This is a genomic window from Sphingobium sp. DEHP117 (assembly GCF_030867385.1).
GTDB lineage: Bacteria > Pseudomonadota > Alphaproteobacteria > Sphingomonadales > Sphingomonadaceae > Sphingobium.
This window is the reverse complement of the sequence record NZ_JAPFBJ010000002.1, coordinates 1,063,555-1,077,228: the sequence shown is the minus strand read 5'-3', so window position 1 is coordinate 1,077,228 and position 13,674 is coordinate 1,063,555. Positions and strand designations below refer to the sequence as shown.

Sequence of the window (13,674 nt, the reverse complement as noted above, 5' to 3'; positions counted from 1 at the left end):
GGCCCTCGCCCATCACACATCCAGATTGGCGACATTCAGCGCATTGTCCTGAATGAACTCGCGGCGTGGCTCCACTACATCGCCCATCAGGCGCGTGAAGATTTCGTCCGCCACGTCCGCCTGCTCGATGCCCACACGCAGCATCGACCGCGCTCCGGGGTCCAGCGTGGTCTCCCACAGCTGCTCCGCGTTCATTTCGCCCAGTCCTTTGTAGCGCTGGATCGCCAGCCCCTTGCGCCCGGCGGCAAGAATCGCGTCGAGCAGCTCGCTCGGGCGGCTGATAACCGTCACACCTTTTGCGGGCGCTGCAGGCAGATCTTCTCCATCCTCTGACGCAGCGGCAGCATTAGCGGCATCTTCTGCTGCCATTGCCTTCGCGGTGATCAGGCGGCTTGGCTGGCGATAGGTCTCAACCTGCTCCGCCACGGTGGCGTGCAACTTGCGCGCCTCCGCGCTTACCAGGAATGCCGCCTCGACCACCATATGGTCGGTCACGCCCCGCCAGTTGCGCTGGAAATGATAGCCGCCTTCCTCGCTCATGCTGCCGCTCCACGCGCCTTCCGCGTCGTGCGTGTCCATCCAGCGGACGGCATCCGCCAGCGCAGCCGTGCGCGCGGCTTCCGTAAGCTCGACATCGAGCGCCCCGTTCAGCGCCAGCGCTTCGATGATGCGCGGGTCATAGCGGCGGGGCACATAGCGCATCACCGTGCGCATCCTGCGCGCATGATCGATCAGGCCGCGCAGGTCCTCGCCCAGCCGCGTGCCCTGATGCGTCTCCAGCGCCATAGTGTCCACGCCGTTGTCGACAAGATACTGGTCGAGCGCGGCATCGTCTTTCAGATACACCTCGCTGCGCCCGCGCGTCGCCTTGTACAGCGGCGGCTGAGCGATAAAAAGATGTCCGTTTTCAATTATTTGCGGCATCTGACGGTAGAAGAAGGTGAGCAACAGCGTGCGAATATGCGCGCCGTCCACGTCCGCGTCCGTCATGATCACGATCTTGTGATAGCGCAGCTTTTCTACATTGAAATCATCGCGGATACCGGTGCCCATCGCTTGGATCAGCGTGCCGATCTCGCGGCTCCCGAGCATGCGGTCGAACCGGGCGCGCTCGACATTCAGAATCTTGCCACGCAGGGGCAGGATCGCCTGAAAATGCCGGTCGCGCCCCTGTTTGGCCGAACCGCCTGCCGAGTCACCCTCGACCAGAAACAGCTCGGACTTGGCGGGGTCGCGCTCTTGGCAGTCGGCGAGCTTGCCGGGCAGCGAGGCGATGTCCATCGCGCCCTTGCGCCGGGTCAGCTCGCGCGCCCGTTTCGCCGCCTCGCGCGCGGCGGCGGCGTCGATCACCTTCTGCACGATCATCTTGGCGTTGGCGGGGTTTTCCTCCAGCCACTCGGCCATCTTGTCCGCCATCAGGCTTTCCAGCGGCTGGCGAACTTCGGAACTGACCAGCTTGTCCTTGGTCTGTGAAGAGAACTTCGGATCGGGCAGTTTGACCGAGACGATCGCGGTCAGCCCCTCGCGCATATCCTCGCCGGTGAGCGCCACCTTCTCTTTCTTGAGCTGACCGGACTTCTCGGCATAGTTGTTGAGCGTGCGGGTCAGCGCCGCGCGGAACGCGGCCAGGTGCGTGCCGCCATCCCGCTGCGGGATGTTGTTGGTGAAGCACAGCACATTCTCGTAATAGCTGTCGTTCCATTCCAGCGCGACGTCGATGCCGATGGAATCCCGCTGGCCATTGATCGCGATAGGCGCGGGCATCAGCGGCGTCTTGTTGCGATCCAGCCAGCTGACGAACGCGGCGATGCCGCCCTCGTAGAACAGCTCGATCTCCTTTTTCTCCTCATGCCGCGCGTCGACGAGGAACAGCCGCACGCCGGAATTGAGGAACGCCAGCTCGCGATAGCGGTGCTCCAGCTTCTCGAAATCGAACTCGGTGATCTTGAACGTGGCGGGGCTGGGCAGGAACGTGACCTTGGTCCCCTTCTTGCCCGCAGGCGCATCACCCATCACTTTGAGGGGCGCAACCGCGTCGCCATGGGCAAAACGCATATAATGCTCCTTGCCTTCGCGCCAGATCGTGAGGTCCAGAAACTCCGATAGCGCGTTCACCACCGAGACGCCCACCCCGTGGAGACCCCCGGAGACCTTGTAGGCATTGTCATCCGACGTATTCTCGAACTTTCCGCCCGCGTGCAGCTGGGTCATGATGACCTCGGCGGCGGAAACGCCCTCTTCCTTGTGGATGTCGGTGGGGATGCCCCGGCCATTGTCCTCAACCGAAACCGATCCATCGGGATTGAGCGTGATGACGATCTTGTCGCAATGCCCGGCCAGCGCCTCGTCGATCGCATTGTCCGAAACTTCAAACACCATGTGGTGCAGGCCCGAGCCGTCATCGGTATCGCCGATGTACATGCCGGGCCGCTTGCGCACAGCATCCAGCCCCTTCAGGACCTTGATGCTATCCGCGCCATATTCGTTGGTGTTTGGGGTGTTTTCTGGGGCTTCGTCACTCATGGCGAGTGTATAGAGAGACGGGCGCAAAAGGGGAAGCGAAAGATGAACCGAGCCGCGCTATCGGCCCGCTGATGCGCCGGTGAAGCCTGCGACCCGAGACTAGCTCTTCACCCAGGCGGCCACGTCAGCAGCGACCTTGTTCGCCGCTTCGTTGATTGGTGCCGCAACCCGATCCGCCTCGATCTTGCGCACCGGCACGCGCGCCGTAAAGCGTTGGCGGGTCGCTTCGCCTGGGGTCGCGCTCGTCATCGTCGCATCAAAGGTGACCACCGCCTCCCTGGTCCGCGCATCCAGCCCAAACTCGACAAGCGTGCCGGACAGGCGCCGTGCTCCCAGCACCACGCCCTGCTCCCCTTCGGCGACGAACACAGCGCCATCCGCCGCTATCGTCTCAGCCAGCACACGGCGAAACATCTGCCGGGGGGTCTCCGCCCATTGCGCCTTCTTCACATAGGCGATGCTGGTGGCATCCTCAAGCACCGCCACACGCAGGCTTTCGAGCGAGCGCGGCACATCGGGCGCGAAAACGCTGATCACCGGCTTGCCTGTGCTGTTCATGACCTGACCCGCAGTCGGCGCGGTCGTTGCGGCGATGGTAAGCAGCTGCGGCGGGGGCTTGGCTCCAAACTTCACGCACCCGCCAAGCGCAAGGCTCAGCGCGAGAAGGGGGAGGAGGCGGGCGGTGGTGCGGCGGTGCGCTCTCATGGTCAATTGCCCTTGTAGTCCGGCAGAGCAGGCGCGCCGAGCAGCGCCCCACCCCCCTGTTGGTCGAGCTTTTCAGAAATCCCCCGCAAAGCGCGCGACATTTCGCGCAAATCGCGGATCAGCAGGTTGAGTTCCGGCATCGTATCGCGCGAGAAGCTGCGGACGCCCGGCTGCGCCTCGGACACGGCCTTGTCGAAAGAATCGAGGCTGCGGTTCGCGGACTGCAGCGTCTTGCGCAGGTCAGCAATCATCGGCCGCCCCTGCTCATCCAGCAGCGTGTTGGTGGTGCCGACGAGCTTGGCGATCTCGTCCGCCGCCAGCCCGGCCTTCTGCATGGTGGTGCGCGTTTCGGCTATGCTCGCGCGGATTTCCGGCCCGCTCGCCGCCAGCGTGCCGGTCAGGCTGTCGACATTCCTGAGGATGCCGGAAACGCTTTTCTGGTTCTGATCGTTGAGCAGCTCCGTCAGCCGCTCGGTCAGGGTCGAGAGCCGCTCGATCAGCTGCGGCGCGTTGGTCAGCAGTTCGCCCAGCGCGCCCGGCTTGGTCGGGATCACGGGCACGCCATTGGGGCAGGAGGCGAGCGGGTTCTCCTCAGGGCAGGCGATCGGCGGCGCACCCTTGACCGCGCCATCAAGCACGATTTCCGAAACGCCCGTGAACCCAACGCCCTGAATGGTTGCAGTGGTGCCCTGCAAAATGGGCGTGTCATCCTTCACTGCGATGCGCACGCGCACGAAGCCGGGATCCTTGTCCCACAGCTCGATTTCCTTGACCTGGCCTGAGGGCACGCCCGAGTAGGATACGCCCGACCCCTTGGCCAGCCCGGTTACGGACTGTTTGAAATAGATGTCATAGAACTCGTCCTCGCCATCGGCGATGCGCGAGAACCAGAACGCCGCCACCATCACCGCCAGCAGCAGGATCAGCACCACGCTGCCCACCAGCACATGGTTGGATCGCGTCTCCATCTAGCCTTCGTCCTTTCCGGCTTTATGCGGATGTGCCGCCCGCCCGCGCGGTCCGTTGAAATATTCCTGTATCCACGGATGATCGGTCGCCAACAGATCGTCAATAGTGCCGACCGCGATCACGCGCTTGTCCGCCAGGACGGCGATACGGTCGCAAATGGCATGGAGGGTGTCGAGATCATGCGTGATGAGAAAAACGGTCAACCCCAGCGTTTGTTGCAGCTGGCGCGTGCGCTCGTCAAACGCGGCGGCGCCGATCGGGTCGAGCCCGGCCGTAGGTTCATCGAGGAAAAGCAGATCCGGGTCTATCGCCAGTGCGCGGGCGAGGCCGGCGCGCTTCTTCATTCCACCTGAAAGTTCGGCGGGAAACTTGGGTCCGGCGTCCGCCGGGAGGCCGGTCATGCGGATCTTGTATGCGGCTATGTCATCCCGCAGCTTGGGCGAGAGCTGCGGATAGAATTCGCGCAATGGCACTTCGATATTTTCGGTCACGGTGAGGGTAGAGAACAGCGCGCCGCCCTGAAACAGAACGCCCCACCGCCGCCGCAGCGCCAGCGTGTCCTCATCATCCCTGTCGAGCGTTGGCTCGCCGAAAACGCTGATCTCGCCCTCGTCAGCCGGTTGAAGACCGATGATGGCACGCATCAAAACGGATTTTCCGGTGCCGGACCCACCCACGACGCCCAAAATCTCGCCCTTTCGCACGTCGAGATCGAGCCCCTCATGCACGACCTGATCACCGAAGCTGGTGCGCAGACCGCGCACGCGGATGGCGATATCCCCATCCTTCGTATCGTGCGTTTGCTCTTTCTGCTCCGCCACGCTCATACCCAGCCCACCCAGGTGAAAAATACCGCGAAGAAGGCATCGAGCACGATCACCATGAAAATCGCCTGCACCACCGCTGCCGTGGTTCTTATACCCACCTCCTCGGCATTGGACTCGACGAGCAGCCCCTGAAAACAGCCGCTCATGCCGATGATCAGGCCAAACACCGGCGCCTTGATCAACCCGATCCACAGGTCATGCAGTGGCACGACCTCCCGCAACCGCTGAACGAATGTCACAGGTGGGATTTCCAGCGAGATCGCGCACATGAAGCCACCGCCGATGATCGCCAGCACCGAGGCATAGAACCCTAGCAACGGCATCATCACTACCGCTGCCATGATGCGCGGCATTACCAGCGCCTCCATGGGGGAGACCCCGATGGTGCGCATCGCGTCGATTTCTTCCGTCAGCTTCATCATGCCGAGCTGCGCCGCGAAGGCCGAGCCGGACCGGCCCGCCACCATGATCGCGGTCATCAGCACGCCCAGCTCGCGCAGGGTGAGGCGCCCCACCAGGTTGACGGTCAAAATTTCCATGCCGAACGCGCGCAGCTGCACCGCACCCTGCTGTGCGATAACGATACCGATGAGGAAGCTCATTAACCCGATAATGCCGAGCGCCGATACGCCCACCACCTCGAACCGCTGCACCACCGCGTTCCAGCGAAAGCGCGAGGGATTGCGGATCAACGACCAGCTCGCGACCATCACCGCGCCCAGAAAACCGACAAGGCCGCCCAGCGTTTGCCAGGCCACCACCGTCGACGCGCCAATCTGGTCGAGCACGCGCACCACCGGCGTGACCTTTTCAGCATGGAGCGCGGGTGCCGGGCCGGCATCGGCATCAGGCTTCACCGCCTCCAGCAGCCGTTCGGCGTCCTCGTCTGCGCCGTTGATCGGGCAACCCCACTTGGCGGACAGGCTGCTGATCAGCCACGCGCCGATCGTGTCGATATGCTTTGCGTCGCTGATGTCTATCGCGCTGAACGGACCGGCTTCGGCTTCCAGTGCGTTCGGCATATCGCCGAGGCGGGCGATGGTGAGCGGCCCGGAGAGACGCAGCACCGGCGCGGCGCCCTCGCTCGCGTCCTCGATAGAGAATGATGCTGCCTCGCTCATCAGGCGCGATTACTGATCCATAAAATGTTGCACGGCAAGCCGAAACGCCCCAACGGTGCGATATGTCCATGCCTGTTCACAAATTGGCGATCTACGACATGGATCGCACCATCACGATCCGCGGCACCTACACGCCTTTCCTGCTCCACGTTGCCGCGCGAATGGCGCCGTGGCGGCTGATCCTGGCGCCGATAGTCTTGCTTGCCATGCTGGCCTATGTGACCAAACTTATCCGACGTAAGACGTTGAAAGAACTCAACCAACGCCTGATGATCGGCGGGCGCGTTAGCCGCGCGCGCCTCGCCCCCCATATTGAGAGTTACGCTGACGGGGTGATGGCGAAGAACACCCGCGCTGGCGCGCTGGCCCGCATCGCGCAGGACAAGGCGGAAGGCTACACCCTCGTGCTCGCGACCGCATCCTACCGGCTCTATGTGGATGCAATAGCAAAGCGGTTGGGGTTCGACGCGGTGATCGCGACCGATCATCTGGGGCAGGATCTGGACTATGTGCGCGCGAAGATCGCCGGAGAGAACTGCTACGACGCCGCCAAGCTGCGGATGATTGCCGACTGGATGGCGGGCGAAGGCATCACGCGCGAGGCAGCGCACATCCGCGCCTATTCAGACCATGTCTCCGACGCGCCGATGCTCGAATTCGCCGACGAACCCTATGCCGCAAACCCACACAAGCCGCTGGCGATACTGGCGCAGGTGCGCGGGTGGAAGCGGGTGGACTGGGTGTGAGACAGGCCATCCAGGCCCTCCCCCACCCTCATTTGGGATAATAGCCCACCCCGACGATATGGCCGTCCACCAGCTCTATCAGTGAGACCTTGCGTTCGATGTGATTGTCCGCGCGGTTGAGCCAGATATTGCTGATGTTGCCCTTGCCGGATGCCTTGGCTATCTCGATCATGTCGCGCACGATCGGCTTGCCCTGCGCATCGGTCAGATCGCTGACATCGGCACCCACCAGTGCCGGATTGGCGCCATAGGCTTCGTATACGCCCTTCTCGTCGAACACGAAAACATAGAGCTCGCCGTTGTGAAACTTGCCGTTGGGCTGGTTGAATTCGGCGAACGCGGCCTTGGGGCCCACACTCTTGATCTCGGCCACTGCGCTTTGCAGCATCGCACGCGCATCCGCGGCGGTTGCATGCGGCTCGGCGTAGGCGGTTCCGCACAACAGCGCGAGGGCCAGAGCACCGACGAAAACCGGACGATATATGAACTTCATTGCACAATCTCCTTCCGTCGCCGACGCTCGCTCGCGCGCCAGCACCGATCCGGAGGTGCTAGCTCAGTGTTGGTCGCGAGACCCGGCGTGCGGCGGGGCTAGGCCGGGTTTTGACCGCAGTCTTGGACCCAGATCAAAACGACCTTTGGTATAATGCGACGGAGAGTGAGGCGCTCAGGGAAGCCAGAATTACAGCGGCCTATGGCACGCCAATCACCGAAATCTGCCGCCCATATCCCGGCTCGCCTTTGTGGCATGAGCGGCGATAGCTGTAGAACTGCTCCGGCTGCGCATAGGTGTCCTGCCCCAACAGCTCGACCTTGCCCACGCCCGCGCTCGCCAGTTTTGCTGCGACATAGGCCTCTATGTCGAACTGCGCGTGACCGGTGCGGCCATCGGTGAAGAAGCGTTCGTTGGCGGGATCAGCTGCCGTGAACCGCTCGACGAAGCCCGTGTCCACCTCGTAGGATGCGCGGGCGATGCACGGGCCGATGGCGCAGGCGATCCGGCTGACCTTCGCGCCCAGCGCCTCCATCGCCACGATCGTGCGGTCGGTCACGCCCGACAGGGCGCCCTTCCACCCCGCATGTGCCGCGCCGACGACACCTGCCTCTTGGTCCGCGAACAACACCGGCACGCAGTCCGCCGTCAACACGCCCAGCAGCAGGCCCGGCGTCGCGGTCACCAGCGCATCGGCGGGGGGCCGGGAAGCGTCATCCGCAAAGGGCGCGGAGACGCTCACCACATCGGGCGAATGGACCTGATGCACCGTCACGAGGCTTGCACCCGGCATCACCGCCTCGACAACGCGGCGGCGATTTTCCGCTATCGCGTCCCTGTCGTCATCAGACCCCAGCCCTACATTCAGCCCGGCATAAAGGCCCGTCGATACGCCCCCGATCCGCCCGAGAAACCCGTGCGGCGAACCCGAAAGCAGATCGCTTTGCCACAGCGCGACGCCATTATCCGCCAATTTCATGCAAACCCCTCCGGCGTCGGCCAATCGGGGTGGGTCACACCCAGCACCCGGAACAAGCGTCCCATCTGATCCGGTGCGGAAAGGCGGCGGCGCGCCTGCTCGATCTCCCCCACACGGTCCGGCGCGGCGTCGCTCAGCATCCGCGCGCGCGCGCCCAGCCCCAGCCGTTCAAGAAACTCCCCCTGCCCCGCGCTGCCATGCACCCGCAGCCCCTCCTGCCGCGCAGCGTTGGCGAGCAGCGTGAAATCGACATGGGCGGTCAGATCGTTCTCGCCCGGATCGGCATAGGGGTCGGCATATTCATGCGCGCGCACCGCCTGCAATGTATCACCCAGCGCCGGGCCTTCATAACCATAGTCGATCATGATCATCGCTCCACCCTGACGCGCGATGCGCCGGGCGAGCGTGAGCATGATCGTCGCGCCGACCGGACAGCTTTCGTGCACCGCGCCTTCCTCCGCATCACGCAGCGCCTCCGGCACGCGCGCATCCACCCGCCGCTCGCCGATCACCGGCGCCAGCGCCCTGCCCCCGCCGCCCAGCCCGACCATCAGCTCGCGCCAGCCGCCGTCCGCCACCTTCACCGACTGCGCGATGGGCAATGCATCGAAAAACTCGTTGGCGACGATCAGCAGCGGCGCGTCCGTCGGCAGGCTCTCGACGTCGTCGTGAAACTGCGCGTGGGCGACAGCGGCGCTCTGATGCGCGCGCAAGGCGGGGCTGGTCTCGACCAGATGGACCTTGGGCGCTAGCCTAGCCTGCTGCATCGCGCGCAGCGCATCCTTGGCGAGCGTGCCGCGCCCCGGCCCCAGCTCTACATAATAAGGCGCGCCGGCCCGGCCGGCACGGTGCCAGATGTCCGCCAGCCATAGGCCGATCAGTTCACCGAACATCTGGCTGATTTCCGGCGCGGTGATGAAATCCCCATCTGCTCCCAGCGGGTTGCGCGTGGCATAATAATGGCTGTTCGCCTGCGCCATATAGTTCGCCAGCGAGATCGGCCCGCCCGCATGGATGCTGCGCACAAGCCGCTCGGCAAAGCTCAACTCTTTGCGGCCGAAAGACTTGGCGGGGCTAACTTCAGGCAACGCTGGCCGTGCCCGCCGTCGCCTCCACGCGCACGCGCCGCCGCTTGGCCGTGGCGATCAGGTACACCCCACCGACAATCATCGGCAGAGTCAGGATCTGGCCCATGTGAATGTGGGTGTACAGGAAGGTACCCTCAAACTGCGCATCCGCCTCGCGCACATATTCCACGCCAAAGCGGAATACGCCATATCCGAGCAAAAACAGCCCCACGAGCTTGCCCGGCTCATAGCGCGCCTTCGTCTTCCAGAAGGCAAACCAGAGAATGAGAAACAGCACCACACCCTCGAGCGCCGCCTCGTAAAGCTGGCTGGGGTGCCGCGGAATATCGCCGCCGGTAGGAAACACGATCGCCCACGGCACGTCCGTCGCCTTGCCCCAAAGCTCTCCGTTCACGAAGTTGGCGAGGCGGCCGAAAAACAGGCCGAACGGCACGCAGCAGGCGACATAGTCGTGGATCCTGAGCCAGTTCAGCCCCTCCTTGCGCGCCATAAGAATAAGCGCGGTGGTAACGCCGATCATCCCGCCATGAAAAGACATGCCGCCGTTCCACAGCTTCAGCACGTCGATGGGGTTTGCCCAGATTTCGGGGTCGTAAAAGATCACATAAGCGAGGCGGCCACCCAGTATGATGCCGAGGGTAGCATAGAAAATCATGTCATCTGCATGGCGGCGGGCCATCGGCGCGCCGGGCTGGGCAATCAGCTTCAGCAGATACCAATAGCCGATGAGTATGCCGGACAGATAGGCGAGGCTGTACCATTTCAGAGTAAAAAAACCGAGGTCGAGTGCAACCGGATCCAGTCCCAGAGCTTCAAAGCGCAAGGGAGAGCTTGCAGTTGCGACAGCGGCGGAAATCAGGGACTGGGTCAGCATGGTTGCATGCCTTATCGCACAACTTCACCGGATGAAAGGCCGATGCCGCGCTCGCGACCTTCCCTGAATGCTGCACTGCACATTAACGGTTGATTATAATAAGTATAGATATTATATGTGGCTGATGGAATCGAATCTCGCCTTTTTGTGCTATGATATCGGCCGCTTGTTCCGCAAGCGGTTCGGGGAGCTCGCCCGCCAGACCGGCCCGACTGGAACGCAATGGCGCGCTCTACTCGTGGTACAGCGTTATCCGGGCATCAATCAGGGTATGCTGGCGGAGCATCTCGATGTTGAGCCGATCACCGCGTGCCGGATGGTGGACCGCCTTGAACAGGCCAACCTGGTTGAGCGGCGGCGCGACCCCAATGATCGGCGCGCCTGGACCCTGTATCTGACCGACGCCGCCGTCCCCGCCGTCAATGACCTTAAGGCCCATGGGCTCAAAGTGCTTGAGTGGATGACCTCCGATCTCACCCGTGAGGAGGTTGAGATGCTTGGCCGCTATCTGACCAGAATACGTGAAAAATTTGCTACCGCCGATGACACGAGCGGATATTTGGAGGCGCACAATGGCTGAAGCCGACCCCATCGTTAAGCAGTCACGAAGCGCCTCCGCCCCCTACGCTCCGCCCTTGCAGCCCACAGAAGAGAGCAGCAAGCGCCAATGGAGTTCCGCGCGCCTGTTCGCGATGATTTCGGTTCCGTTGCTGCTTATTGCGGTCGGCGTGGGCTATTGGCTGATGACGCGCGGCACCGTGAGCACGGACAACGCCTATGTTCGCCAGGATGTTGTCGCCGTCAGCTCCGACGTGTCGGGCCGCATCGTCGAGGTCGCGGTGCGCGAAAACCAACAGGTAAAAGCGGGAGACCTTTTGTTCCGCGTCGATCAGGAACCATATCGCGTGGCCTTGGCCCAGGCGGATGCTCAGGTCGCGGCGGCACAGGTGAATGTCGGCGAGTTGACCTCGAAATATCACGGCACGCAGGCTGACATAAACAAGGCGCAGGCAGACATCGGCTTCGCGCAAAAGGAATATGAACGACAGCGGGAACTGGCCGCGAGCGGCTTTACGACGAAAGCACGGCTCGACGCGGCCCGTCATACGCTGGAGGTGGCGGAGGCTGACCTCGGCTCTGCGCGTGCGGACGCCGCCGAAGCGCGTAGCGCGCTGGCGACCGGCAGACAGGTGCCGGGCGTCAACCCACGCCTCGCTGCCGCGCGCGCGCAACGCGCCAAGGCCGCGCTCGACCTCAGCCGCACCGAGATCCGCGCGCCTGTCTCCGGTAAAATCAGCAATGTCGACCGGCTTCAGGTTGGCCAGATGCTCGCGCCCGGCCTGCCCGCCGTCAGCATCGTCGCCAACAATCGCAGCTGGGTGGAGGCGAATTTCAAGGAAACGCAGCTGGACCGCATCCGGGCAGGCCAAAAGGCGGTTGTCTCGTTCGATGCCTACAGCAACTTGAAACTCAAAGGGCACGTCGCCAGCATCGGCGGCGGCACCGGCTCCGAATTTTCGGTCTTGCCCGCGCAGAACGCCAACGGCAACTGGGTGAAAGTAACCCAGCGCGTGCCGGTGCGTATCGCCATAGACGAACCTTCGCCTCGCCCGCTGATCGCCGGGTTGAGTAGCGAAGTGACGATCCATGTCGGCGACTGAAATCCCCGCGGCGGCGGCATCGGCCAAGCCGGACGCAGCCCTGCCGATCCCCCGGCATCCGGGATGGCTGAAGGCGGCGGCGATGCTGGCCACGCTGGTCCAGGTGCTGGACATGACCATCGCCAATGTAGCGCTGCCTCACATGCAGTCTGCGCTGGGCGCCAATCAGGACAATCTGAGCTGGGTTTTGACCAGCTATATCGTCGCCTCGGCCATCGCCCTGCCCGCAACCGGCTGGCTCGCAGATCATATCGGAAGGCGGCGGCTCTATCTGGCTTCCTTGACTGGGTTCATCATTGCGTCGGTGCTTTGCGGCCTTGCCGCCAATCTCCAGTCGATGGTTATCTTCCGCGTGCTGCAAGGGCTGGCGGGCGCCTTCCTCTCGCCGCTCGGGCAGACCGTCATGCTCGACAGCACGCCGCCGGAGAAGCGGGGTCAGGCCATGGTATTATATGGCATGGGCGTCGTCATCGGGCCGATCATCGGGCCAGTGATGGGCGGCTGGCTCACGGAAAATCTAGACTGGCGCTGGGTTTTCTTCGTCAACGTGCCGCTCGGGCTGACCGCCCTTTTGGGACTGCTGCTGTTCCTGCCGGACGTGAAGCGCCCTTCCCGCTCGCTAGATGTGATGGGGCTGGCAATGCTGGCCATTGGGCTGGCTTCGCTGCAATTGATGCTGGATCGCGGCCAGCATGTCGACTGGTTCAACAGCCTCGAAATCTGGGCAGAGCTGGGGTTGGCGATTTCCGCCCTATGGATGTTTGCCGTACACAGCCTCACCAGCCGCAATCCACTGTATCCGGTGGAGATGATGCGCGACAGCAATCTTCTCGTCGGCTCAGTGCTTATGTTTATTTTAGGTTTTGTGCTCACTTCGGCCATGGCATTGCTCCCCGTGATGCTCCAAGCGCTGATGAGCTATCCGGTGATGGATGCCGGTTGGCTGCTGGCGACCCGCGGCGGTGGGGTCCTTCTGGCAATGGCGATTACCGGGCGCGTTCTGGCTCGGGTCAATCTCAGACTTTGGCTTGCCACCGCTCTCGCCATAGTGTCGCTATCCTTTTGGGATATGACAGGCTGGACCCTGGAGATCAGTTGGGGAGCGATGGCATTGAATGGCTTTATCCAGGGTCTGGGGCTTGGCATGATGTTCGTGCCGATCTCGGTAATTTCCTTTGCCACTCTGTCGCCTGAATATCGCACCGATGCATCCGGTATTCTCAATCTTTGCCGGTCGGTGGGCGCCTCGGCGGGTATTTCCCTGGTGATGGCGCTGCTCGCCCGCAACAGCGCGACGAGCCATGAGGATTTCGCGAGCCATCTGACCGAATATAGCCTGTGGGCCGACCCCCGCCTGTTCGCTGCGCCTGTGGATGCCGTGCAGGTCGCCCTGGCCGCACTCAACGCCGAGGTCACCCGACAGGCGACGATGGTCGCCTTCCTGGACGACTTTTATCTCATGATGCTGGTGGCGATCGCCGCCATGCCGTTTGTGCTGCTCATCAAGCCGCCAAGCAACGCGTCTTCCTCGCAGGAACCCATACTGATCGACTAGGGGCTGTGGGGATTCAGTTCAGATGGAGCCGGGGCCGCAGGCGACCGCAGGGCAAAAGGGGGATTTTCGAGCATCGGAGCGCAGCGTACTTAAAGGTACGTGAGCACCGAAGCGCAGAAAATAGCGCTTTGCA

13 protein-coding genes are annotated in these 13,674 nt (G+C 63.0%); 4 read left to right on the top strand and 9 right to left on the bottom strand.

Features of this window, described 5'->3' with window-relative positions; genetic code table 11:
• Positions 1-12: 12 nt before the first annotated feature.
• The 5 genes from gyrB to OOT33_RS12210 form a co-directional block, all read right to left on the bottom strand.
• A complete protein-coding gene (gyrB, locus tag OOT33_RS12230) occupies positions 13-2,523 on the bottom strand; it encodes a DNA topoisomerase (ATP-hydrolyzing) subunit B (RefSeq protein WP_307750298.1) in 2,511 nt (836 codons plus the stop codon).
• A gap of 99 nt (positions 2,524-2,622) precedes the next feature.
• Complete coding sequence (locus OOT33_RS12225) at positions 2,623-3,228, bottom strand: ABC-type transport auxiliary lipoprotein family protein (protein ID WP_307750297.1); 606 nt, start codon at positions 3,226-3,228, stop codon at positions 2,623-2,625.
• Positions 3,229-3,230: 2 nt separating this feature from the next.
• Positions 3,231-4,196, bottom strand: a complete 966-nt coding sequence (locus tag OOT33_RS12220) for an MlaD family protein (RefSeq protein ID WP_307750296.1) — start codon at positions 4,194-4,196, stop codon at positions 3,231-3,233.
• A complete protein-coding gene (locus OOT33_RS12215) occupies positions 4,197-5,018 on the bottom strand; it encodes an ABC transporter ATP-binding protein (protein WP_373690560.1) in 822 nt (273 codons plus the stop codon). It lies immediately after the preceding gene.
• Between the two features lie 2 nt (positions 5,019-5,020).
• The gene (locus OOT33_RS12210) at positions 5,021-6,145 is read right to left on the bottom strand and encodes an MlaE family lipid ABC transporter permease subunit (protein WP_307750294.1); all 1,125 of its coding nucleotides are present in this window, start codon (positions 6,143-6,145) and stop codon (positions 5,021-5,023) included.
• Between the two features lie 62 nt (positions 6,146-6,207).
• Between OOT33_RS12210 and OOT33_RS12205 the strand changes: the two genes are divergently transcribed.
• Complete coding sequence (locus OOT33_RS12205) at positions 6,208-6,891, top strand: HAD-IB family hydrolase (RefSeq protein ID WP_307750293.1); 684 nt, start codon at positions 6,208-6,210, stop codon at positions 6,889-6,891.
• 28 nt (positions 6,892-6,919) lie between these two features.
• Here the strand turns inward: OOT33_RS12205 and OOT33_RS12200 are convergent, their stop codons facing one another.
• The 4 genes from OOT33_RS12200 to lgt form a co-directional block, all read right to left on the bottom strand.
• Entirely contained in the window at positions 6,920-7,384 is a 465-nt protein-coding gene (locus tag OOT33_RS12200) for a cache domain-containing protein (RefSeq protein WP_307750292.1), read from the bottom strand.
• Between the two features lie 199 nt (positions 7,385-7,583).
• Positions 7,584-8,363: a peptidoglycan editing factor PgeF gene (gene pgeF / locus OOT33_RS12195; protein WP_307750291.1), complete on the bottom strand. Its 780-nt coding sequence runs from the start codon at positions 8,361-8,363 to the stop codon at positions 7,584-7,586.
• A complete protein-coding gene (locus OOT33_RS12190; RefSeq protein ID WP_373690559.1) occupies positions 8,360-9,451 on the bottom strand; it encodes a class I SAM-dependent methyltransferase in 1,092 nt (363 codons plus the stop codon). Before OOT33_RS12190 ends, pgeF begins: the two co-directional genes overlap by 4 nt.
• Positions 9,444-10,325, bottom strand: a complete 882-nt coding sequence (gene lgt, locus OOT33_RS12185; RefSeq protein ID WP_307750290.1) for a prolipoprotein diacylglyceryl transferase — start codon at positions 10,323-10,325, stop codon at positions 9,444-9,446. Before lgt ends, OOT33_RS12190 begins: the two co-directional genes overlap by 8 nt.
• Positions 10,326-10,440: 115 nt before the next feature.
• Here lgt and OOT33_RS12180 point away from each other — a divergent pair, with 115 nt between their 5' ends.
• From OOT33_RS12180 to OOT33_RS12170, 3 genes are read left to right on the top strand one after another with little or no spacing between them, the layout of a single operon-like run.
• Positions 10,441-10,905 (top strand): MarR family transcriptional regulator, encoded by a 465-nt coding sequence (locus tag OOT33_RS12180; protein ID WP_307750289.1) that lies wholly within the window; start codon positions 10,441-10,443, stop codon positions 10,903-10,905.
• A complete protein-coding gene (locus OOT33_RS12175; RefSeq protein WP_307750288.1) occupies positions 10,898-11,986 on the top strand; it encodes an HlyD family efflux transporter periplasmic adaptor subunit in 1,089 nt (362 codons plus the stop codon). Before OOT33_RS12180 ends, OOT33_RS12175 begins: the two co-directional genes overlap by 8 nt.
• Complete coding sequence (locus tag OOT33_RS12170) at positions 11,973-13,541, top strand: DHA2 family efflux MFS transporter permease subunit (protein ID WP_307750287.1); 1,569 nt, start codon at positions 11,973-11,975, stop codon at positions 13,539-13,541. Before OOT33_RS12175 ends, OOT33_RS12170 begins: the two co-directional genes overlap by 14 nt.
• Positions 13,542-13,674 lie beyond the last annotated feature (133 nt).

Bases quoted from the DNA above. Each gene is read 5' to 3' on its own strand.
- gyrB (WP_307750298.1), bottom strand. From the start codon at position 2,523: ATGAGTGACGAAGCCCCAGAAAACACCCCAAACACCAACGAATATGGC.
- OOT33_RS12225 (WP_307750297.1), bottom strand. From the start codon at position 3,228: ATGAGAGCGCACCGCCGCACCACCGCCCGCCTCCTCCCCCTTCTCGCG.
- OOT33_RS12220 (WP_307750296.1), bottom strand. From the start codon at position 4,196: ATGGAGACGCGATCCAACCATGTGCTGGTGGGCAGCGTGGTGCTGATC.
- OOT33_RS12210 (WP_307750294.1), bottom strand. From the start codon at position 6,145: ATGAGCGAGGCAGCATCATTCTCTATCGAGGACGCGAGCGAGGGCGCC.
- OOT33_RS12205 (WP_307750293.1), top strand. From the start codon at position 6,208: ATGTCCATGCCTGTTCACAAATTGGCGATCTACGACATGGATCGCACC.
- OOT33_RS12200 (WP_307750292.1), bottom strand. From the start codon at position 7,384: ATGAAGTTCATATATCGTCCGGTTTTCGTCGGTGCTCTGGCCCTCGCG.
- pgeF (WP_307750291.1), bottom strand. From the start codon at position 8,363: ATGAAATTGGCGGATAATGGCGTCGCGCTGTGGCAAAGCGATCTGCTT.
- lgt (WP_307750290.1), bottom strand. From the start codon at position 10,325: ATGCTGACCCAGTCCCTGATTTCCGCCGCTGTCGCAACTGCAAGCTCT.
- OOT33_RS12180 (WP_307750289.1), top strand. From the start codon at position 10,441: ATGTGGCTGATGGAATCGAATCTCGCCTTTTTGTGCTATGATATCGGC.
- OOT33_RS12175 (WP_307750288.1), top strand. From the start codon at position 10,898: ATGGCTGAAGCCGACCCCATCGTTAAGCAGTCACGAAGCGCCTCCGCC.
- OOT33_RS12170 (WP_307750287.1), top strand. From the start codon at position 11,973: ATGTCGGCGACTGAAATCCCCGCGGCGGCGGCATCGGCCAAGCCGGAC.